This is a genomic window from Escherichia sp. MOD1-EC5433 (genome assembly GCF_002966005.1).
Lineage (GTDB): Bacteria > Pseudomonadota > Gammaproteobacteria > Enterobacterales > Enterobacteriaceae > Escherichia > Escherichia ruysiae.
In genome coordinates this window covers 43,898-66,444 of the sequence record NZ_PTRL01000010.1, presented here as the reverse complement: position 1 = coordinate 66,444, position 22,547 = coordinate 43,898, and the positions used below count along the sequence as shown (strand labels likewise).

The window sequence follows — 22,547 nt, the reverse complement described above, 5'->3', positions numbered from 1 at the left end:
AATTCAAGGCAGGATAAGGGTTAACACGCCGCTATAGTAGTCAGGCACTCAACGTTTTCCTTTTTCCCCTCCCATTAATAAAGAACAACAAATTCAGTTTAAATTCAATAAATTAACAAAGAATTTTGCGCTAAAGCACATTTCCAGACCAATAAGCTTGCCATTTGACCTGTATCAGCTTTCCCGATAAGTTGGAAATCCGCTGGAAGCTTTCTGGATGAGCAGCCTGCTCATCATATTTATGCAGTAATTGAGTTCCCCTCTTCACCGTATTAACTGATGCGAAAAGGACAAAAAAGGGGGCGAATGCGAGGTAAGCGTATGAAACGCAAACCCCGTCGCCATGCTCTTTCTGTGCCCGTGCGCAGCGGTTCGGTAGTGGGGTTCCCGCAGAGCCTGGGGGAGGTTCACGATATGTTGTACGATAAATCCCTTGAGAGGGATAACTGTGGTTTCGGCCTGATCGCCCACATAGAAGGCGAACCTAGCCACAAGGTAGTGCGTACTGCAATACACGCACTGGCCCGTATGCAGCACCGTGGCGCGATTCTCGCTGATGGTAAAACCGGTGACGGTTGCGGTCTGCTGTTACAAAAACCGGATCGCTTTTTTCGCATCGTTGCGCAGGAACGCGGCTGGCGTTTAGCGAAAAACTACGCCGTCGGGATGATCTTCCTGAATAAAGATCCTGAACTCGCCGCCGCCGCACGCCGCATCGTTGAAGAAGAGCTACAACGCGAAACCTTGTCGATTGTCGGCTGGCGTGATGTCCCTACCAACGAAGGTGTGCTGGGTGAAATCGCCCTCTCCTCGCTGCCGCGCATTGAGCAAATTTTTGTGAACGCCCCGGCAGGCTGGCGTCCGCGCGATATGGAGCGCCGTCTGTTTATCGCCCGTCGCCGCATTGAAAAACGTCTCGAGGCCGATAAAGACTTCTACGTCTGTAGCCTGTCGAATCTGGTCAACATCTATAAAGGTCTGTGTATGCCGGCGGATTTGCCGCGCTTTTACCTGGATCTTGCTGATCTGCGTCTGGAATCAGCTATCTGCCTGTTCCATCAACGCTTCTCCACTAACACCGTGCCGCGCTGGCCGCTGGCGCAGCCGTTCCGCTATCTGGCGCACAACGGCGAAATCAACACTATCACCGGTAACCGTCAGTGGGCGCGCGCCCGTACTTATAAATTCCAGACGCCGCTTATCCCTGATCTGCACGACGCCGCACCGTTCGTCAACGAAACCGGCTCTGACTCCAGTTCGATGGATAACATGCTGGAACTGCTGCTGGCAGGCGGGATGGATATCATCCGCGCCATGCGCCTATTAGTACCACCCGCCTGGCAGAACAACCCGGATATGGACCCGGAACTGCGTGCCTTCTTTGACTTTAACTCCATGCATATGGAACCGTGGGATGGTCCGGCGGGCATCGTGATGTCCGATGGTCGCTTCGCTGCCTGTAACCTCGACCGTAACGGTCTGCGTCCGACACGCTACGTCATTACCAAAGATAAGCTCATCACCTGCGCCTCTGAAGTCGGTATCTGGGATTACCAGCCTGACGAAGTGGTCGAAAAAGGCCGCGTCGGGCCAGGCGAACTGATGGTTATCGACACCCGCAGTGGGCGTATTCTGCACTCGGCAGAAACCGATGACGATCTGAAAAGCCGCCATCCATATAAAGAGTGGATGGAGAAAAACGTCCGCCGCCTGGTGCCATTTGAAGACTTGCCCGATGAAGAAGTGGGTAGCCGCGAACTGGACGACGACACGCTTGCCAGCTACCAGAAACAGTTTAACTACAGCGCGGAAGAACTGGACTCTGTGATCCGTGTGCTGGGCGAAAACGGCCAGGAAGCGGTCGGTTCGATGGGCGACGACACCCCATTCGCCGTACTCTCCAGCCAGCCGCGCATTATTTACGACTACTTCCGCCAGCAGTTTGCCCAGGTCACTAACCCGCCAATCGACCCGCTGCGTGAAGCGCATGTTATGTCGCTCGCCACCAGCATCGGTCGTGAAATGAACGTCTTCTGTGAAGCAGAAGGCCAGGCGCACCGTTTAAGCTTTAAATCGCCGATTCTGCTCTACTCCGATTTCAAACAACTTACGACGATGAAAGAGGAGCACTACCGCGCAGATACGCTGGACATCACCTTTGATGTAACCAAAACCACGCTCGAAGCGACGGTCAAAGAGCTGTGCGATAAAGCCGAAAAAATGGTGCGTAGCGGCACCGTGTTGCTGGTGCTTTCCGACCGGAATATCGCTAAAGATCGCCTGCCAGTTCCGGCCCCGATGGCGGTTGGCGCGATCCAGACCCGTCTGGTCGATCAAAGCCTGCGTTGCGACGCCAACATCATCGTCGAAACCGCCAGCGCCCGCGACCCGCACCACTTCGCCGTGTTGCTGGGCTTCGGCGCGACGGCTATTTATCCGTACCTTGCCTATGAAACGCTGGGTCGCCTGGTTGACACCCACGCGATTGCCAAAAATTATCGTACCGTGATGCTCAACTACCGTAACGGCATCAACAAAGGCTTGTACAAAATCATGTCCAAAATGGGCATCTCCACCATCGCCTCTTACCGCTGCTCGAAACTGTTTGAGGCGGTCGGTCTGCACGATGACGTTGTGAGCCTGTGCTTCCAGGGCGTGGTTAGCCGCATTGGCGGAGCAGGCTTTGAAGACTTCCAGCAGGATCTGCTGAATCTCTCGAAACGTGCCTGGCTGGCGCGTAAACCCATCAGCCAGGGCGGCCTGCTGAAATATGTGCACGGCGGCGAATACCACGCCTACAACCCGGACGTAGTGCGCACGTTGCAACAGGCGGTACAGAGCGGCGAGTACAGCGACTATCAGGAATACGCGAAGCTGGTTAACGAGCGTCCTGCTACTACGCTGCGCGATCTGCTGGCGATTACTCCAGGTGATGAAGCGGTCAACATTGCTGATGTTGAACCGGCAAGCGAACTGTTTAAACGCTTCGATACCGCCGCGATGTCTATCGGCGCATTAAGCCCGGAGGCGCACGAGGCGCTGGCGGAAGCGATGAACAGCATCGGCGGTAACTCGAACTCTGGTGAAGGTGGTGAAGACCCGGCGCGCTATGGCACTAACAAAGTGTCGCGCATCAAGCAGGTGGCTTCCGGTCGCTTCGGTGTTACTCCGGCGTACCTGGTCAATGCCGACGTCATTCAGATTAAAGTCGCCCAGGGCGCGAAACCGGGTGAAGGAGGTCAGTTACCGGGCGATAAAGTCACTCCTTACATCGCCAAACTGCGCTATTCCGTGCCGGGCGTAACGTTGATCTCCCCGCCACCGCACCACGATATCTACTCTATCGAGGATTTAGCGCAGCTGATTTTCGACCTGAAACAGGTTAACCCGAAAGCGATGATCTCCGTGAAGCTGGTGTCTGAGCCGGGCGTAGGCACCATCGCGACTGGCGTGGCGAAAGCCTATGCGGACTTGATCACCATCGCAGGCTATGACGGCGGCACCGGCGCAAGTCCGCTTTCATCGGTGAAATACGCAGGCTGCCCGTGGGAGCTGGGGCTTGTTGAAACCCAACAGGCGCTGGTTGCCAACGGCTTGCGTCATAAGATCCGTTTGCAGGTTGATGGCGGCCTGAAAACCGGTGTCGATATCATCAAAGCAGCCATCCTCGGCGCGGAAAGCTTCGGTTTCGGCACTGGCCCAATGGTGGCGCTCGGCTGTAAATATCTGCGTATTTGCCATCTGAACAACTGCGCCACCGGCGTGGCAACTCAGGACGAAAAACTGCGTAAAAATCACTACCACGGCCTGCCGTTCAAGGTGACGAATTACTTTGAATTTATCGCCCGTGAAACCCGCGAGCTGATGGCACAGCTAGGGGTAACGCGTCTGGTGGATCTGATTGGTCGCACCGACCTGCTGAAAGAGCTGGACGGTTTCACCGCTAAACAGCAAAAACTGGCGCTATCGAAGCTGCTGGAGACTGCCGAGCCTAAGGCTGGCAAGGCGCTCTACTGCACCGAAAACAACCCGCCGTTCGATAACGGCGTGCTGAATGCGCAGTTGCTGCAACAGGCGAAACCGTTTGTCGATGAGCGCCAGAGCAAAACCTTCTGGTTCGATATTCGTAACACCGACCGTTCTGTCGGCGCATCGCTTTCAGGTTATATCGCCCAGACGCACGGCGATCAGGGACTGGCTGCCGATCCAATCAAAGCGTACTTCAACGGCACCGCAGGCCAGAGTTTCGGCGTGTGGAACGCGGGCGGCGTGGAGCTGTATCTGACGGGTGATGCCAACGACTATGTCGGTAAAGGCATGGCGGGCGGCTTAATCGCCATTCGTCCTCCGGTTGGCTCGGCCTTCCGCAGCCATGAAGCAAGCATTATCGGCAACACCTGCCTGTATGGTGCGACCGGTGGTCGTCTGTATGCCGCAGGCCGCGCGGGTGAACGTTTTGGCGTGCGTAACTCCGGTGCTATTACCGTGGTAGAAGGTATTGGCGACAACGGCTGTGAATATATGACGGGCGGTATCGTCTGTATTCTGGGTAAAACTGGCGTTAACTTCGGCGCGGGCATGACTGGCGGCTTCGCTTACGTTCTCGACGAAAGTGGTGATTTCCGCAAACGCGTTAACCCGGAACTGGTGGAGGTCTTAAGCGTGGACTCTCTGGCGATCCATGAAGAGCATCTGCGTGGTCTTATCACCGAGCATGTGCAGCATACTGGTTCCCAGCGTGGCGAAGAAATTCTGGCTAACTGGTCAACCTTCGCCACTAAATTCGCGCTGGTTAAACCGAAGTCCAGTGATGTAAAAGCACTGCTGGGTCACCGTAGTCGTAGCGCAGCAGAGTTGCGCGTGCAGGCGCAGTAAGGGGTAGCAACAATGAGTCAGAATGTTTATCAATTTATCGACCTGCAGCGCGTTGATCCGCCAAAGAAACCGCTGAAGATCCGCAAAATTGAGTTTGTTGAAATTTACGAGCCGTTTTCCGAAGGCCAGGCCAAAGCACAGGCTGATCGCTGCCTGTCATGCGGCAACCCATACTGCGAGTGGAAATGCCCGGTACACAACTACATCCCGAACTGGCTGAAGCTCGCCAACGAGGGACGTATTTTTGAAGCGGCAGAACTGTCGCATCAAACAAATACCCTGCCGGAAGTGTGCGGACGTGTCTGCCCGCAGGATCGTCTGTGCGAAGGTTCCTGTACCCTGAACGATGAATTCGGCGCAGTGACCATCGGTAATATTGAGCGTTATATCAATGATAAAGCGTTCGAAATGGGCTGGCGCCCGGATATGTCCGGCGTGAAGCAAACCGATAAAAAAGTGGCGATTATCGGCGCAGGTCCGGCGGGTCTGTCGTGTGCGGATGTCCTGACGCGCAACGGTGTCAAAGCTGTCGTCTTCGACCGTCACCCGGAAATCGGCGGCCTGCTGACTTTCGGCATTCCGGCCTTCAAGCTGGAAAAAGAGGTGATGACGCGCCGCCGTGAAATCTTCACCGGCATGGGTATTGAATTCAGGCTCAATACCGAAGTGGGTCGTGACGTACAGCTTGACGATCTACTGAAAGATTACGATGCCGTGTTCCTTGGCGTCGGGACTTATCAGTCAATGCGCGGCGGGCTGGAAAACGAAGACGCCGATGGTGTGTACGCGGCGCTGCCGTTCCTTATCGCCAACACCAAACAGTTGATGGGCTTTGGCGAAACCAGCGACGAACCTTTCGTCAGCATGGAAGGCAAGCGCGTGGTGGTGCTTGGCGGCGGCGATACCGCGATGGACTGTGTGCGGACTTCCGTGCGTCAGGGAGCAAAGCACGTTATCTGCGCCTATCGTCGTGATGAAGAGAACATGCCAGGTTCCCGTCGCGAAGTGAAAAACGCGCGGGAAGAAGGCGTTGAGTTCAAATTCAACGTCCAGCCGCTGGGTATTGAAGTGAATGGCAACGGTAAAGTCAGCGGCGTGAAAATGGTGCGCACCGAAATGGGCGAACCGGACGCTAAAGGCCGTCGCCGCGCGGAGATCGTGGCAGGGTCAGAACATATTGTTCCGGCAGATGCGGTGATCATGGCGTTTGGTTTCCGCCCACACAGCATGGAATGGCTGGCAGAACACAGCGTTGAGCTGGATTCGCAGGGTCGGATCATTGCCCCGGAAGGTAACGAAAACGCCTTTCAGACCAGTAACCCGAAAATCTTTGCCGGTGGTGACATCGTGCGTGGTTCGGATCTGGTGGTGACTGCCATCGCCGAAGGTCGTAAAGCGGCTGACGGGATCATGAACTGGCTGGAAGTGTAATCCCCTAATTTTCTACTAACGTGTTGTAGTTCGCCAGGCTCTGTCTGGCGAATCTTGCCCATTAACAACCTTAGTATTTCTGCGCTATTCGCTGCTCTCCCTCTTTTTTGCTGAAGTAGTACCAGGATAGCGACTTAAACATATAAAAAAAATAAATATAATCATGCAGTATATTCATTATATTTATTTTTATATTTTCCTATTTTCCCCGTTAGTTATATTTATTAAATGAATATTGAAGATTATTTTTCACCATAAAAAAATACATAAGTCACAATATAACCATATTAACATTCATCTGTAGAATATAATTTGTTTATTAATTATTTCCAGATGCGCAATTTATTTACAATCATAAACAACCGGGTACACTTATCTGGTTTTGTTCTTTAAATATTGAAGAACAAATTAAATCACTCATTAAAAATCGTCACCAAGGAAGTGTTCACATGCTTTTCAAAAAGTCTCTCACTACTGCCGCTATTTGTGCGGCTCTTGCTGTTACGTCATTTAATGTAATGGCAGCTGATACCACCGTGACCTCAGATGCCACCTTAACGGTTGTCGGAGAATTTAACCCAGGTGCATGTACCCCTGAATTCACCGGTGGCGGCATCATTGACTACGGCAAACACCCAAACATGGCGCTGAATCCGACCGGTGTCACTAACACCCTCGTTCAGTTAGGCCGTAAAACCACCACACTGACCATCAAATGTACAGCACCAACGCTGTTTGCTATCACCAGCTTCGATAACCGCCTGGACTCCCGCTTACCGTTGAGCGGCACCGCATATGTTGCCAAAGCTTTTGGTAAACAAATGGATATGGCAAATACCAGTAACGGTTTTGGTCTTGGTCTCGCACCTAACGGGCAAAAAATTGGTGCATTCACTATTGGTATTGACACCATGGCGGGCGCTGTCACTGCCAGCGATGATACAGGCGATCTGACCGTCGATGTTATTCAGACCGGTGACTTTACTCCTGCAGTCCCAACCTGGATTAAGAGTGATACTGGCTCCATCATTTCGACTAACGGTGCAAAAAACCGTGCCTATTCTGTGGCGAAAACGGGTGAGTTAACGCCTGTTGCGATCACTATGGCCCAGTTCCCACTGCTGATTGACGCCGCTGTACAGGATAATACCGTTCTGGGTACGACTGAAGTGATTAAACTGGACGGTAACGTGACTCTGCAGGTGCTGTACCTCTAATCGTTAGCGATTCATTTTAGCGTTATTAAAAACAGCAGCATCGGTATTTTTCCGGTCTGCTGTTATTTATCACTTTCTTAGTCAGAAAGTAATAAAGATAAAAGGAATAACCCGATCTGGTTTCGGTATTTACAGGAGTTTTCTATGTTTAAATCTTTATTATCGGCTCTCGTATTACTCTCTTTTCAAACGCTGGCTGCCGGCATGGTGCCAGAAACATCAGTATTACTGGTTGATGAAAAGAAAGGCGAGGCGACGATGAATGTCACCAATACAGATTCTTATCCCGCACTGCTCTACACCACCATTGTCGATCTCCCGGATAGCCAAAAAACGATTCGTTTAATTCCAACCCAACCGGTTATTCGCGTGGAAGCAGGTCAAATTCAGCAAGTCCGTTTCTTGTTGCAAACATCCGCGCCCCTGAAAGCGGAAGAACTCAAACGCGTTACCTTTGAAGGTATTCCACCAAAAGACGTCGATAAAAACCAAGTTTCCTTAACAATACGTCAGGACTTACCGGTGTTGATTCACCCAGCCTCGCTCGCCGTAGAAACAGAAGCCTGGAAATATCTCGAATGGCGTAAAAACGGTAATCAAATAGAAATCAGCAACCCCAGTGATTACGTCGTGCGTATGACCCTGCAATTCAAAACATTGCCCTCAGGAAAACCAGGTAATTTAAGCAAAACATACCTGTTGCCACACACCTCAACCACAGCCACTCTGCCAGACGCCACTGACAAACAAGTGGAATTTTACCCTGCCAGCCGATACGGCTATCGCGGTAATAAATATCTGACAGACTTGAAATAACTTACTTCAGGTATCCAGGGATGTTGAAGAAATCGTTACTGGCATATTCTATCGGCCTACTCACAACGCTGCCTGCCAACGCCAGCGATCTCGAACTCGCTGCCGTAGACTTCGACCGGAATACACTTAAATCGCTGGGGATTGATCCGGCTGTTTCGCACTATTTTTCTCGTTCTGCACGCTTTATGCCGGGTGAGTATTCGCTCATGCTCAACGTTAATGGGGACGAAATTGGCAACATCATCGTACGCATTGATAACAACGGCGATGCCTGTCTTGATAAAAATGTGCTGGAATTTGCCGGGTTAAAAATCCCCGCCAGTAGCGATGAGAATGGCTGCTATGACTATCCCCAAAGTTACCCCAGTACGAAAATTACCCCGCTGACCAACCAGGATAAGTTGCAGATAACAGTGCCTCCACAGGCGCGTATTCCTCTAGGCCAGGATGTGACATCGGCTACCACCGGTGGACATGGCGCATTGTTAAATTATTCGCTTCTCTCCAGCCGTTCTGAGTTTGGCAATGACAGCTCTGATTTTTCCCAGGCGGTGCTGGAAGGCGGTATCAACATCAATGACTGGATGTTAAGAAGCCATCAATTTATTACGCAATCTGACGGTAACTTCAGCAACCAGAACTCCACGACCTACCTTGAGCACACATTCGTGGGGAGCAAGATGTTAATGCGTGCGGGTGAAGTTAACGTGAATAACACGTTGCTTGAAGGTGCAAGAATTTATGGTATTGAATTATCGCCAGATAGCGCCTTACAGCATACCGGCAGCGGCGTACAAGTAACCGGAATCGCGAATACATTTCAGGCGCGAGTGGAAATACGCCAACAGGGCGTTCTGCTACTCTCGACTCTGGTTCCGGCGGGTGCGTTTACCATTTCGGATGTTCCCGTTCGCACGATGAACAGCGACCTTCAGGTCAACGTGATTGAAACTACCGGAGGGGAACACACCTTCTCCGTTCCTGCGACGTTGTTTAATAACCAAATGGTTAACGGCCAGGGCTATCGCATTTCACTGGGCCGCGTTGACAATAGTTATGACGACTCTCCCTGGGTATTAAGCGCATCTGATAGCTGGAATCTCACAACCTGGAGTAATCTCGGCGGAGGGGCAATTGTGGCAGATAGCTACCAGGCTATTGCTGCGCGTACAGATATCATCCCCTTGCCTGACCTGTCGCTGGGAGGCCAAATAAGCTCGGCCAGGGATAACAACCATTCGCTGCAAGGGCAAAAATATCAACTGGATGTAAACTACAACTTACCTTACGCATTAGGAGTAAACAGTAGTATCAGCTACCAGGATCGTGACTATCGTACCCTGTCTGAATCCACCGATAACGATGGTGAAAGCGACTGGACAAAAAGCACCCTGTCACTGGGAATTAGCTGGTCAGATCCGACACTTGGCGGTGTTAACGTTAGTGGCTATAAAACGCAAAGTTACGATGGCAGAAGCGATTCGACTAACCTTAGTGTCAACTGGAACAAAAGCTTTAAACACGCCACGGTTTCCGTTAACTGGCAGCATCAATTGGATGCCTCTGAAGATAATGAAGACGATGGCGACCTTTTCTACGTGAATATCAGTATTCCGTTTGGTCGTTCCAGCAGTACCACATTGTATACACGCCACGATGACCATCGCACATACTACGGCGGGGGAGTCTCTGGTGTTATCTCAGATGAAACATCTTACTATGTCAGTGCCGAGCGTAACCAGGACGAACAGCAGAACACGATTAATGGCAGCCTGAATACCAATCTTCACTATACCCAGCTCAGCCTGGCTGCAAGTGCGAACAACACAGATAATCGTTCCTATAACGGTATGCTTTCTGGCGGTATTGCTCTGCACAGCCAGGGTGTCACGCTCTCTCCGTGGGCAATTGATGATACTTACGCCATTGCCAGACTCGATAACGCCGTATCAGGGGTCAAAATATCAACCCCAACAGGCTCAGTCTGGACGGATATCGGCGGCAAGGCGGTGATCCCCTCACTTCAGCCGTGGCGTAAAGCAACAATAGAAATTGATACCACCAGTTTGCCAAAAAATGTCGACGTCGGTAATGGCACAAAAATGCTGAAACAGAGCCGTGGGGCTGTGGGTAAAGTGGGCTTTAACACCCTCACACAACGGCGGGCACTGCTCACTATTGCTTATCCCGATGGTAAAAAACTGCCGCGAGGAATGGCGATCCAGGACAGTGACGGCAACTACCTGACTACGTCCGTTGACGAAGGTACGGTGTTCCTCAACAACGTGAAGCCAGAGATGACAATAATCGCAGTAGATGGCAATCGCTCTTGTCGGATCTCGCTCTCCTTACCCGCAGAAGCACCTGACGATATCTTCTACGAAACAGCAACAGGAGTCTGCCAATGAAACGGATAATCGCAGTATGCCTGCTATTGACGTGCGCCATGCCCGTTCTGGCAGAGTGTAATCTCACCAGCAGCACACAAAATGTCGACTATGGCAAACGCAGTGCCGCTATGCGCCAGGCCGACCGAGGTAAGACAACGCAGTTAGCGGACAAAACAACCACGCTGGTTATTCAATGCGACCAGACTGGTCATGTCCGCGTTCAGTTAAGTACCACGCATATTACAAATAACAGATTTGGTTTTGGCCCGGACGGTGCATTAAATCTGGTCGCCAGCGATGCAATTTCCGGTAGTGACAGCTTTGATTTGGCGTTAGCTAACAGCAAAAGTGACAATGCAGGCAGTGCAGGAACAGCATCTGTAAGCCCTTCGCCTAATAATTGGCTGGTATTTATGCAAAATGGTCAGGAAGCAGTAATTGATAGCGGTAAAAGTATCAGCCTCACACTGACCATGGCGCCTTCTTTTAAGGATGAAGGAGAGCTCACCGACATGACGGATATTACGGGCAATCTTACTGTCCTGGTGGAGGTAAAATGAACAACACAAAATTGCTGATTGTCGCCAGCGCCTTTATTACTTTGTCAGTACAAGCCGCTGACAGAGCCACCATTGGCGTCAAGGTGTCTTTGGAAGCTGCAGCCTGTACACCGCTGTTAAGCAACGGCGGTGTAGTGAACTTCGGCAGCCATTCAATCAATGCACTTTCAACGCAGCATTACACTCAGATTGGCACACGTAATATTACTCTGACCATCACTTGTGAATCAGCAACCGGAATCGCGATTACTGCCCGGGATACGCGGATGGACAGCGTGATCACCGGAAAAGATGGTGAAGGTCAGAGCGGTGTAAAATATACCGTGAATGGCGGCGGTTATATTAACCAGGCAACACGCTTATTCGGCTTAGGAAAAACAAAAGATAATAAGAATATCGGCAGTTATGCTGTGTTAATTGATAGCCAAAACATTAGCGCCAGCAATGGTAGCCAGACGTTGGCGGCATCAGTTGCAGGTGCAGATGCGGTCATAACTGGGCAAAAAAGAGCATGGCAAACGCTCACCGCTTATCCGCTTGCTGTCGACCAAAGTTATTACTACACCTTTGTAAAAGCAGGGGAAATTTCCCCCATTCCTGTGACTAACGCCGTTATACCACTACAGGTGAGCGCATCTATTGCGAATGATTTAGGCAGCTCAGAGAAAATCGAACTGGATGGTCAAGCAGTGATAAGCGTGGTTTACTTGTAATAACAATGCCGGGCAGGAGTACTATCTGGCATTCGTTTTATACGCTCTGATAATATTGCTGGAAACTGTTCACCTATCTTAGGGAAAGTGAATGTAATACGCCGTTCTTAATTGTTCAGTGCTCATCCCAGGCATATAGCTGACTCCATTATTCAACACAGCGCCGTATAAAGGCACAGATAATGGAATCTCTCTCAGAGAGAACCACAGCAGGCTATCAGCAAATCCACGACGGCATTATTCACCTGGCCGATAGTGCCCGACGGAAACGATACGTAGCCTTAATGACCGCCACATACTGGGTAATTGGCCGACGAATTGTCGAATTTGAACAAGGCTGCGTATGGCGCACAGCTAATCAAGCGGCTATCAAAGGATTTAAGTCTTAGGTATAAGCGTGGTTTTTCCACCAGGAATTTATGGCAGTTTAAAAATTTTTATATTTTTTCAACGAATTGAAATTCGTGCAGACAATGTCTGCCAAATTATGCTTGTTACCTGATAAAAAACGACTCGCGGATGAACTCGTTCGAACATAGGCGGCGCCAGAGGAAGGTTATAGACGCCGTTAATTTCAGCGGTTTCGAATTCTGCAGACGGTGTCTGCAGAATCTTTAAAACGAACCAAGTTTTAAGCCATTAACTCGGCCTTAACCTTCACTACCACCTTTTTAATCTCTCCTGGCTCGCTAACAACACATCCCGGTTTATGCGGTTCTCCTGGCATAAACACGGCGAACATTCCCGGTTTCAGGATGATAGCTTGCTCGTTCTCAATGGCGCTGCAAAGCTGGTAATCATCCTCATGGTGAAACTCTTCACACTGACGCGCAGTGCCTGCCATGCCAAAAAGAATCCGCTCCTCGCCGCTTAACAATAACTGGATATCAATATATTGCTCGTGCAATTCGGCTTTTTTCTCAACGGGCGATTGAGTGTTAAAAGTCATGACATTCATAAAGATATTGTCGCCCTGCAATTCGTAACGACCCGGCGCTTTTTCCTGCGGCCTGGCGGCTAATGCCAGCGTTAACGCGTCCAGTAGTGCTGGATGTAAACCGGCAGATGGTAACGACTGTACTTCACCCATCATCATAATTTTTCTCCCTGAGCCAGCAACGCAGCCCCAAGTAAACCTGCATCATGGCGGTAGTGCGCCGCCAGTAACTCAACATGAAATGCCGCTGGCTCCTGAGCCAGATACGTTTCCACCAGCGCCAGATACCCTTCCGCCAGCCCGACACTGCCGCCGAGCACCACACACTGGCAATCAGTTGTGGCTTTAACATCGGCAATCAGTCTTGCCAGCGCATGTGCGGAGCGATGAATCAGTTGCTGCGCCTGCTCGTCGCCCTGTCCGGCGCGCGTGAAAATGGTTTTCGCATCCGCGCCAGCCAGCTCACCCTGCGCTGCCGCTGCAATGCCGCGACCAGAAGCAATCGCTTCCACGCAACCTGTGCGTCCACAGCCACAGACAGGCCCCTGCGGATCGGCAAGCGTATGCCCGATGTGCCCCGCCAGACCGCCAGGGCCGGTAAGCAGTTTGCCGCCACTGACCACGCCGCCGCCAACACCGGTGGAAACGGTGATAAACACCATATCGGTTATATCGCCTTCCAGCGCCTGATACTCTGCCCATGCTGCGGCCTGCGCGTCATTAATGGCAATGGTCGGCAAATCGGTAAGTTGCTCCAGCGTTTTGACTAACGGAAAGTGTAGCAATCCACCAAGATTATGCGGATTAAGCGCCAGCAAACTGCCGTCGCGAATAATTCCGGTCGAAGCGATGGCAACCCGCTGCGCATGAGCTTGCAACGGAGAGACTAATGCGGATAAGGCATCACGCAAGGCTTCTGGTGTCTGGCTGGCTGGCGTAGGAAGTTCACGACGATCGCGGATCTGCCCGTCAGCGCCAATCAGCGCGGCGGCAAGTTTAGTACCGCCGATATCAATCGCCAGTGTGGTCATAGCACCGCCTTTTTCATCGCTGTGTTGTACCACTGGCAAATGTGCTCAAGTCGCGTAATGGCAGAACCGACCGTCACTGCCCATGCGCCGTGGCGCATCGCATCTGCCGCCTGCGCTGGCGTGTTGTATCGCCCTTCGGCAATCACGCGACATCCTGCGTCACTCAACGTTTTCACCAGCGCCAGATCGGGCTCTTCTGGCGTTTCAGGTGTGGTATAGCCAGAAAGCGTAGTACCAATAATTTCGGCTCCCAGCTTTTGGCAAGCCAGACCGTCTTCCGGCGTTGAGCAGTCGGTCATCGCCAGTAAACCGTGGTGGTGAATACGCGCAAGCAGCGTTTCAACAGGCACCGGACGTGGGCGATCGGTGCCATCAATCGCGATAATATCCGCGCCCGCCTGCGCCAGTGCATCAACATCTTCAATATAGGCCGTGATACGTACCGGAGAATCCTCCAGATCGCGTTTCACAATCCCGATAATCGGCACGCTCACCACCGCACGCGTGGCTTTCAGGTTTGCCACACCCTCTATGCGAATAGCGACCGCACCCGCCTGCTCTGCCGCTAATGCCATGGCAGCAACGATTTCGGGTTTATCGAGCGGGCTGTCCGGAACCGGCTGGCAGGAGACAATCAAGCCACCATTGGTAGCGATTTTTTGATCCAGTTGTGCAAGTAACGACATACTTCTTCCCTTAGCGAAAGGCCCGGTGCAGAGACCGGGCTACAGGATTAACTTTTGGTTTTGACTAAATCGTTTTTGGCGCTGCCAAACGGCACGGCACCGCTAAATGGTTTGCCGTCGATAGCGTCATGAGTACGTAACGCTTCCGGGCGCAGCCAACGCTGAACGCGGGATGGCATATCCAGACCAATCAGCAAGATCACCACGAACGTCAGACTGAACGAGAGCGATCCCAGCGCAGTGCCCAGATCCAGACGTTGAGCGATCAACGCGCCGAGGATTGGAGCCAGTGCGCCGCCAAGTGCGCCGACGTTGTAGGTAAAGCCCAGCCCCGCCGCACGCTGGTCGGTATCGAAATAACCGCCGATCAGTTTCGGTAAGATCCCGGAGATGCCCTGACCGAGCATTTGCTGGAAGAACAGTAACAGACCGAGTACCCAGACGTTTGCGCCGCCAATCGCAAATACCGGAATAATCAGCAATTGTGAAGCTAACAGGCTACAAACGTAGGCTTTGCGCGTTCCCAGCCAGTCACCGAGGAAGCCACCGACGCAGCAACCCACCGCCGCACCAAAACCACTAAAGAACAACACATTGGCGACCGTATGTGGGTTATAAGCCAGCTCAGTTTTCAGATACGTCGGCAGCAGCGCCTGAATCGGCCATGAGTAGAGGAAGGCAAACAACACAACCACCATCAGCATTACGCCCGTTGGCCAGCGTTTACCCGTACTTTGCACCATAAAGCTGATAAAGATCGCGGCGCATAACAGCCCAAGAACAGCGACGATTGCGGCATTTTGCAGGTTGCCGGCGAAGCAGAACCACAGCGCAGTAGCTGCCGCCAGCGTCATCACGATATTGGCGATGCGATGTTCACCACGGTAAAGAATATCCACCATTGTACGTACCGGTGCTTTACCTCCGTGTTTCTCTTTCCAGTCTTCTGCTTCCGGGATGTTTTTCCGCAGCCAGAGAGCAAAGATGATCGGTAAGATGCCGATAAAGAACAGCGCACGCCAGCCCCAGATCGGAACCACCAGGCTGTAGACCTGAGCTGCAACGACGGCACCTACAGAGAAGCCGGAAATCAGAAAACCACTGGCTTTGTTACGCAGGTGTTTTGGCCAGCTTTCAATGACATAGGTGGCGCTGGAACCGTATTCTCCTGCCATCCCCATGCCGATCACCAGACGAGCGATAAACATGGTGATGTAGCCTGGCGCGAAGCCACAAGCCAGCGTCCCGACCGAGAAGAGAACGATACTGGTGACCATTGCCAGACGACGCCCGTAACGATCCCCCATAGCCCCAAGCATCAAGCCGCCGAACCAGCGTGAGATAAAGGCTGCGGAGATCAGACTTGCCGCCTGCACCGTCGTCAGCCCAAATTCACCTTGTACTTCGGTGAGTACAAGGGCAATTAAAACGAAATCAAAACCATCAAGTAGATATCCCAACCAGGCAGCGGAAAATGCTCGCCATTGTGCGCGGTTGAGATGGCGATACCACGGGATATTCTGGGTTGTAGTACTCATTGTGAGTCTCCCGCGATGGGCGTTGCCCACACGCTTTGGTATGAAAGTTGTAGGGTACAGATGCGTTTATTTCCCCTCACCCGGTAGGGGCGAGTGAGGGGAAAAACTCACCCGCGCTCTTGCATCAACTGCTGAGCCAGCGCCTTCAGTTCTGGCAGATATTTTTCATCTACCGGACCAAACGGTTTGCGGCACAGCGGAACGGACACCACATCCATATAGTGCAGAACTGTTTTCAGGCCACGGAATACGCCAGTTTTAATCAGCAAATCAATGACTTTGTTGCACTCGGTTTGCAGTTTCTGCGCGGTCTGGATATCACCTTCTTTTAACGCCTTAACGATGCCCTGATAACGCCAGCCCATGATGTTGTAGGTACTACCGATACCACCATCAGCGCCCGCCAGCAGGCCGGAAGCAAAGATTTCGTCGTAACCGTTGTAGAGCACCAGATCCGGATGTTCACGACGGATCTGCTCCATCTGATAGAGATCACCAGAGGTCTGTTTCAGCGCGCCGACACCTGGCAACGTAACCAGAGTGTTGATCTGATCCAGGCTCAGTTTAACGCCGCTTAACGCCGGAATGTTGTACACCACCATCGGTAAACCATCCGCTGAATCAATGATTGCCCGGTAGTGATCGCAGTGTTCTTCAAAGCTGAAAGGATAGTAGAACGGCGTAACGGCAGAGACGGCATCGAAGCCATAACGTTTAGCGGATGCCGCAAGTTGTTGGCTTTCAGCAGTGCTGACGCAACCTACGTGAGCGATTAATTTAATCTTACCTTTCGCCTCTTCGGCGACGATTTCCAGTACCTGTTCACGCTCGGAAAGGCTCTGTACAAAGGCTTCGCCGGTTGAACCACCTACGTATAAGCCGTCGATGCCCTGCTGAATATTGAACTGAACCAGGCGGCGCAGACTCGCTTTATCCAGTGCTTGTTGTTGGTCAAAAGGAGTCAGGAGTGCGGCCATTACGCCACGTAAATTTGTTGCCATAAATACCTCTGAAGTGATGCTTGCCTGTTAGAAACGATATACCTTTATACCTGTTATACCAGATCAAATAAGCAACACATCATACAGAACGCTTATAATGCGATCTGCTTCACTAAAGTGGCATTATTTCTTTTTGTTGGTGGTCTGACCGAAGGCGTGCCAGGTGGCAGAAACGCTGTTGAGATGCGATTGCAATGCGCGATCGGCTTCATCGGGATCGTGACGACGGATCGCATCAACGATCGCAATATGCTGCTGATAACTAACGTTATTATGCTCGTGCAGCGCCTGATCGGCGACTGTCGGACGGGCGGCGATCAGCCAGTCGAGCAGAGCAACGTGGATCGCCATAAAGATCGGGTTCCCCGGGATCTCTGCCAGCACACGGTGGAAATCAACGTCTGAACGAATAAACGCGGCGTTGTTATCCAGCGACTGACTGTTGATTTCCAGAGCTTTTGCCAGCAAATCAATTTGCTCATCGGTGGCATGTTCAGCCGCATAGCGCACCAGGCTGGACTCAAAGAACAGGCGTAACTGTTCGAAATGGGCTATCCCGCCAGGATGGGAAAGAAAATCTTTTGCCATGCCGGAAAGCTCGCCGATGATGGTGTCCGCAGAAGGACGCGAGACACGAGCGCGTTCACCATTATTAATTTGTACCAGACCTTTGCGCTTTAACGCCGCCAACGCCTCACGTACCGAAGGACGCCCAACGTTAAAGAACGCCATAAGTTCGCGTTCAGACGGCAGTTGCTCACCTTCGCCAAATTCACGACGGCGGATCATCTGCTCCAGCTCTTCCTCCACCATTTCGGAGAGTTTTTTGCGCGCCAGTGGACGACGACGCAAGTTACGACCGATAGTAGCCGGAGAATCTTCTGCTTGCGGATCAAATGCGTTCATAGAGCTCTTTCTGGGAAAATACGTTGACGGATAATAGCGAAGTTATCGTAACACAGTATTAAAATCAGGCGAAAAGAAGGTAGATAGCAAAACAGGCCACATGGGCCTGTTTATCATTTATTTCACAACCCGCAATGCCGGGCGTCCACCGCGTGGAGGCTGTGGCGGTTCATCGTCAGGATGATGGTCATCATCGTGATCGGGCTTATCGCCGTCAATGACCGACATAACGGTTTCATTATCTGCCGACGCTTCATCATCATTCATGATACTGGCATCTTCGTCGTAGGCAGCTTCAGGCTCGAACATCGTTCCTGCGCCATTTTCGCGGGCGTAGATAGCCAGCACGGCAGCCAGCGGCACTGAAACCTGACGCGGAATGCCACCAAAGCGCGCGTTAAAACGCACTTCATCATTCGCCAGTTCCAGATTGCCAACCGCACGCGGCGCAATGTTGAGTACGATTTGCCCGTCACGCGCATATTCCATAGGAACCTGCACGCCAGGGAGCGTCACATCCACCACCAGGTGCGGCGTGAGCTGGTTATCCAGCAACCACTCATAGAATGCACGCAGCAGATAGGGACGACGTGGTGTTAGCTGTGACAAATCCATGCAGATTAACTCCGGCCCAGACGCATTTCACGTTCTGCTTCAGTTAAAGAAGCAAGGAAAGAGTCACGCTCAAAGACGCGGGTCATATAGCCTTTCAGCTCTTTCGCACCCGGGCCGCTAAACTCGATGCCCAGTTGCGGCAGACGCCACAGCAATGGAGCAAGGTAGCAATCAACCAGGCTGAACTCATCGCTCAGGAAGTACGGCTTCTGACCGAAGACCGGCGCAATCGCCAGCAGTTCTTCGCGCAGTTGCTTACGTGCGGCATCGGCTTCAGAGGCTGAACCGTTGATGATGGTGTTCATCAGCGTGTACCAGTCTTTTTCGATGCGGTGCATGTACAGACGGCTTTCACCGCGAGCTACTGGGTAAACAGGCATCAGTGGCGGATGCGGGAAACGCTCATCCAGATATTCCATAATGATGCGAGATTCCCACAGGGTCAGCTCACGATCCACCAGGGTCGGAACGCTCTGATTCGGGTTGAGGTCAATCAGATCCTGAGGCGGATTGTCCTTTTCCACGTGTTCGATCTCGAAACTTACACCTTTCTCAGCCAGCACAATGCGGACCTGATGGCTATAGATGTCAGTAGGACCGGAAAACAGCGTCATTACCGAACGTTTGTTGGCAGCGACAGCCATGAAAACCTCCAGGTATAGTCAGAATTTTTACTGCTACCAGCCACCAGGTGGCCAGTCAGAAGTTATGTTACCCAGTTAGGAACGACTCTCTTTGTTCGAAAATCAAACAAAAAATGAGCAATACCCGACATTTGGGCAGAAAATTGGATGATAGTTTACCAGATTTTGCGACCTTTGTGGTAAGTCGATACCGGAAATGGGGAAAAAGAGATGCGCTTTAGTCTGAAATGGTTGACTTAATCCCTTATCGGCGATGTTGTTTTTGCTTTACCTGCCTGTCAGACGGTAGCAAAAAGCATCTTTCCATTCTTACGCTGATTCAGATTTTAGTCATAAAAAAACCCGCCGAAGCGGGTTTTTTCGCAAATTGTATTCTGCCAGAGCAGAAAGCAATTAACGTTTGGAGAACTGCGGACGACGACGTGCTTTACGCAGACCGACTTTCTTACGTTCAACCTGACGAGCGTCACGAGTAACGAAGCCAGCTTTACGCAGTTCAGAACGCAGGGACTCGTCGTACTCCATCAGAGCGCGGGTGATACCGTGACGGATCGCACCAGCCTGACCAGAGATACCACCACCTTTAACGGTGATGTACAGATCCAGTTTCTCAACCATGTCGACCAGTTCCAGCGGCTGACGAACTACCATGCGGGCAGTTTCACGACCGAAGTACTGTTCCAGAGAACGTTGGTTGATAACGATTTTACCGTTGCCCGGTTTGATGAAAACGCGAGCTGCGGAACTTTTGCGGCGACCAGTGCCGTAGTATTGATTTTCAGCCATTGCCTATAATCCCGATTAGATGTCAAGAACTTGCGGTTGCTGTGCCGCGTGGTTGTGCTCGTTACCCGCGTAAACTTTCAGTTTACGGAACATAGCACGACCCAGCGGGCCTTTTGGCAACATGCCTTTAACCGCGATTTCAATCACACGCTCAGGACGGCGAGCAATCATCTCTTCAAAGGTCGCTTGTTTGATACCACCGATGTGACCGGTGTGATGATAGTACACTTTGTCAGTACGCTTGTTGCCGGTTACAGCAACTTTGTCAGCGTTCAGAACGATGATGTAATCACCAGTATCTACGTGCGGAGTGTATTCCGCTTTATGCTTACCGCGCAGGCGCAGAGCCAGTTCGGAAGCCAGACGGCCCAGAGTTTTACCGGTCGCGTCAACAACATACCAGTCGCGTTTTACGGTTTCTGGTTTAGCTGTAAAAGTTTTCATTAAAAGCTTACCCAATAAATAGTTACACGTTGGTGAACACCCAAACGTCTTCAATTGTTGAGGTTCACACGACAAAGTCCGGCAAACCTACCCCTTCGAATAGCCTATGCCAGCACACAAAAAGTTTTGGGAAAAAAACTTTCTTGTAACGTGGGGTCGCAAGATTATAGAGAAGTCGGGGTCAAAGATCGACCCCTTTTTGTGATTTGTGACAGGTTTTAACCCGCCAAATGCTCGCGCTTCAAATACTCTTCGCTTTGCATCTCTTGCAGACGTGACAGGCAACGCTGGAACTCAAACTTCAGCCGCTCGCCCTGATAAATTTCATACAAAGGTACTTCCGCGCTCACCACTAGCTTGACATGGCGCTCGTAAAATTCATCCACCAGCGCAATGAAACGCCGCGCTTCACTCTCCATCAACCGCGTCATGACAGGAACATCAAACAACATCACCGTGTGAAACAGACGTGAGAGCGCAATATAGTCATGCTGGCTGCGGGCATCGACGCACAGCGTGGTAAATGACACCGCCAGCGTCTGGTTTTCTACGCCCATTGTCGCCAGCGGTCGATGATTGATTTCCAGCGTAGGGGCTTGTTCTCGTTTTGCACCTGCCAGCGCCAGCCACAGCTTATCCATCTGCTCACGCGTTTCATCATTAAGCGGCGACAGCCACAGATGCGCCTGAGTAAGGGTACGCAGTCGATAATCAACACCGGCGTCCACGTTCATTACATCACAATGCTGTTTAATGGCATCGATTGCAGGCAGAAAACGCGCACGTTGCAGGCCATTTCGATAAAGCTCATCCGGCGGAATATTTGACGTTGCTACCAGCGTTATGCCGCGAGCAAACAATGCTTTCATCAGGCCACCCAGCAGCATGGCATCGGTAATATCAGAAACAAAAAATTCATCAAAACAGAGCACGTCAGTTTCGGCTTTGAAACGATCGGCAATAATTTCCAGCGGATCGCTCTGCCCTTGCAATGCGGTTAATTCTTCATGCACCCGCAGCATAAAACGGTGAAAATGCAGCCGCTGTTTTCGCTCTCCCGGCAAACTTTGATAGAAAAGATCCATCAGCCAGGTTTTCCCGCGCCCTACACCGCCCCACATATATAAGCCACGCACCGGCGCGTTGCTTGTATCTTCGCGCTTCCCCCACAGTTTCCCAACCCGTGCCATTAGCCCGCTAGCCCTGGGGACTGGCGGCGTGCTGTTGATTAATTCCTGGTAGATAATCTCCAGCCGACTGACGGCCTCTTTTTGTACGTCGTCGGGTTGATGGCTACCTTCATTGAGCGCCTTCAGGTATTGCGATGTTGGGGTAACGCTTTGCATGATGTTCTTGTTATTCCTTGAATAATCGGTGTGCCGTTGTTCACGGTTGACGAAAAAAAGGCCGTTCTACACTACGCGATATGCAGTCGGGATTCCACTTCTGTGGAATTAACGGTTATAGTGGCATAATCAGCCGCAGGCATGGAGCCTGAAGCCAACACCCTACGGAAACAAAAGACAACGGGAGATGTTCATGACCTGGGAATATGCGCTAATTGGGTTAGTCGTCGGCATCATTATTGGTGCTGTGGCCATGCGTTTTGGTAATCGTAAACTGCGCCAGCAACAGGCGTTGCAGTACGAACTTGAAAAAAATAAAGCTGAACTGGACGAGTATCGCGAAGAGCTGGTTAACCACTTTGCCCGCAGCGCGGAATTACTGGATACCATGGCGCACGACTATCGCCAGCTGTATCAACACATGGCGAAAAGCTCCAGCAGCCTGCTGCCGGAACTGTCTGCTGAAGCCAACCCGTTCCGCAATCGTCTGGCAGAATCTGAAGCCAGCAACGATCAGGCTCCGGTGCAAATGCCGCGTGACTATTCTGAAGGCGCATCCGGCCTGTTACGTACCGGCGCGAAGCGCGACTAATTTATTTTTCGGGCGCAGC

The 22,547-nt window shown here is 51.6% G+C and carries 19 protein-coding genes and 1 pseudogene; 9 read left to right on the top strand and 11 right to left on the bottom strand.

Annotated features, from left to right (window positions below; genetic code table 11):
• The first annotated feature begins 414 nt into the window (after window positions 1-414).
• The 8 genes and pseudogenes from gltB to C3D30_RS18495 all read left to right on the top strand — a co-directional run.
• Window positions 415-4,875 (top strand): glutamate synthase large subunit, encoded by a 4,461-nt coding sequence (gene gltB, locus C3D30_RS18530; RefSeq protein WP_105287238.1) that lies wholly within the window; start codon window positions 415-417, stop codon window positions 4,873-4,875.
• 12 nt (window positions 4,876-4,887) lie between these two features.
• On the top strand, window positions 4,888-6,306 hold the full coding sequence (gltD, locus tag C3D30_RS18525) for a glutamate synthase subunit GltD (RefSeq protein WP_105287237.1): 1,419 nt from the start codon (window positions 4,888-4,890) through the stop codon (window positions 6,304-6,306).
• A gap of 449 nt (window positions 6,307-6,755) precedes the next feature.
• Window positions 6,756-7,523 (top strand): DUF1120 domain-containing protein, encoded by a 768-nt coding sequence (locus C3D30_RS18520; RefSeq protein ID WP_000897703.1) that lies wholly within the window; start codon window positions 6,756-6,758, stop codon window positions 7,521-7,523.
• A 144-nt stretch (window positions 7,524-7,667) separates the two neighbouring features.
• Entirely contained in the window at window positions 7,668-8,339 is a 672-nt protein-coding gene (locus tag C3D30_RS18515) for a fimbria/pilus chaperone family protein (RefSeq protein ID WP_000477084.1), read from the top strand.
• A gap of 20 nt (window positions 8,340-8,359) precedes the next feature.
• Window positions 8,360-10,747: a fimbrial biogenesis usher protein gene (locus C3D30_RS18510; protein WP_105287236.1), complete on the top strand. Its 2,388-nt coding sequence runs from the start codon at window positions 8,360-8,362 to the stop codon at window positions 10,745-10,747.
• Window positions 10,744-11,289 (top strand): YhcE family protein, encoded by a 546-nt coding sequence (locus C3D30_RS18505; RefSeq protein WP_105287235.1) that lies wholly within the window; start codon window positions 10,744-10,746, stop codon window positions 11,287-11,289. Before C3D30_RS18510 ends, C3D30_RS18505 begins: the two co-directional genes overlap by 4 nt.
• On the top strand, window positions 11,286-12,002 hold the full coding sequence (locus C3D30_RS18500; RefSeq protein ID WP_001066374.1) for a DUF1120 domain-containing protein: 717 nt from the start codon (window positions 11,286-11,288) through the stop codon (window positions 12,000-12,002). Before C3D30_RS18505 ends, C3D30_RS18500 begins: the two co-directional genes overlap by 4 nt.
• A 182-nt stretch (window positions 12,003-12,184) precedes the next feature.
• A pseudogene (locus tag C3D30_RS18495) lies at window positions 12,185-12,468 on the top strand (DUF1016 N-terminal domain-containing protein); the annotation flags it as partial.
• 165 nt (window positions 12,469-12,633) lie between these two features.
• Here C3D30_RS18495 and nanQ read toward each other — a convergent pair.
• The 11 genes from nanQ to zapE all read right to left on the bottom strand — a co-directional run bounded on the left by nanQ (window position 12,634) and on the right by zapE (window position 21,936).
• Entirely contained in the window at window positions 12,634-13,098 is a 465-nt protein-coding gene (gene nanQ, locus C3D30_RS18490; RefSeq protein WP_016159484.1) for an N-acetylneuraminate anomerase, read from the bottom strand.
• Window positions 13,095-13,970 carry an N-acetylmannosamine kinase gene (gene nanK / locus C3D30_RS18485; protein ID WP_105287234.1) on the bottom strand — a complete coding sequence of 292 codons (876 nt, stop codon included), beginning with the start codon at window positions 13,968-13,970 and terminating at the stop codon, window positions 13,095-13,097. The genes nanQ and nanK overlap by 4 nt, the downstream gene beginning before the upstream one ends.
• Entirely contained in the window at window positions 13,967-14,656 is a 690-nt protein-coding gene (locus C3D30_RS18480; protein WP_000054240.1) for an N-acetylmannosamine-6-phosphate 2-epimerase, read from the bottom strand. The genes nanK and C3D30_RS18480 overlap by 4 nt, the downstream gene beginning before the upstream one ends.
• A gap of 47 nt (window positions 14,657-14,703) precedes the next feature.
• The gene (nanT, locus tag C3D30_RS18475) at window positions 14,704-16,194 is read right to left on the bottom strand and encodes a sialic acid transporter NanT (protein WP_000108483.1); all 1,491 of its coding nucleotides are present in this window, start codon (window positions 16,192-16,194) and stop codon (window positions 14,704-14,706) included.
• 107 nt (window positions 16,195-16,301) lie between these two features.
• Window positions 16,302-17,195 (bottom strand): N-acetylneuraminate lyase, encoded by an 894-nt coding sequence (gene nanA / locus C3D30_RS18470; protein WP_000224706.1) that lies wholly within the window; start codon window positions 17,193-17,195, stop codon window positions 16,302-16,304.
• Between the two features lie 123 nt (window positions 17,196-17,318).
• Window positions 17,319-18,101, bottom strand: a complete 783-nt coding sequence (gene nanR, locus C3D30_RS18465) for a transcriptional regulator NanR (protein WP_000990910.1) — start codon at window positions 18,099-18,101, stop codon at window positions 17,319-17,321.
• A 117-nt stretch (window positions 18,102-18,218) separates the two neighbouring features.
• Window positions 18,219-18,716, bottom strand: coding sequence for a ClpXP protease specificity-enhancing factor (sspB, locus tag C3D30_RS18460; protein WP_000366123.1), 498 nt, complete (start codon window positions 18,714-18,716; stop codon window positions 18,219-18,221).
• 5 nt (window positions 18,717-18,721) lie between these two features.
• Window positions 18,722-19,360 (bottom strand): stringent starvation protein SspA, encoded by a 639-nt coding sequence (sspA, locus tag C3D30_RS18455; protein WP_000257293.1) that lies wholly within the window; start codon window positions 19,358-19,360, stop codon window positions 18,722-18,724.
• Window positions 19,361-19,753: 393 nt separating this feature from the next.
• Window positions 19,754-20,146 carry a 30S ribosomal protein S9 gene (gene rpsI / locus C3D30_RS18450; protein WP_000829818.1) on the bottom strand — a complete coding sequence of 131 codons (393 nt, stop codon included), beginning with the start codon at window positions 20,144-20,146 and terminating at the stop codon, window positions 19,754-19,756.
• A 15-nt stretch (window positions 20,147-20,161) separates the two neighbouring features.
• On the bottom strand, window positions 20,162-20,590 hold the full coding sequence (gene rplM / locus C3D30_RS18445) for a 50S ribosomal protein L13 (RefSeq protein WP_001517180.1): 429 nt from the start codon (window positions 20,588-20,590) through the stop codon (window positions 20,162-20,164).
• Window positions 20,591-20,808: 218 nt separating this feature from the next.
• The gene (zapE, locus tag C3D30_RS18440) at window positions 20,809-21,936 is read right to left on the bottom strand and encodes a cell division protein ZapE (protein WP_016159488.1); all 1,128 of its coding nucleotides are present in this window, start codon (window positions 21,934-21,936) and stop codon (window positions 20,809-20,811) included.
• Between the two features lie 193 nt (window positions 21,937-22,129).
• Here zapE and zapG point away from each other — a divergent pair, with 193 nt between their 5' ends.
• Window positions 22,130-22,528, top strand: coding sequence for a Z-ring associated protein ZapG (gene zapG, locus C3D30_RS18435; protein WP_010345273.1), 399 nt, complete (start codon window positions 22,130-22,132; stop codon window positions 22,526-22,528).
• Window positions 22,529-22,547 lie beyond the last annotated feature (19 nt).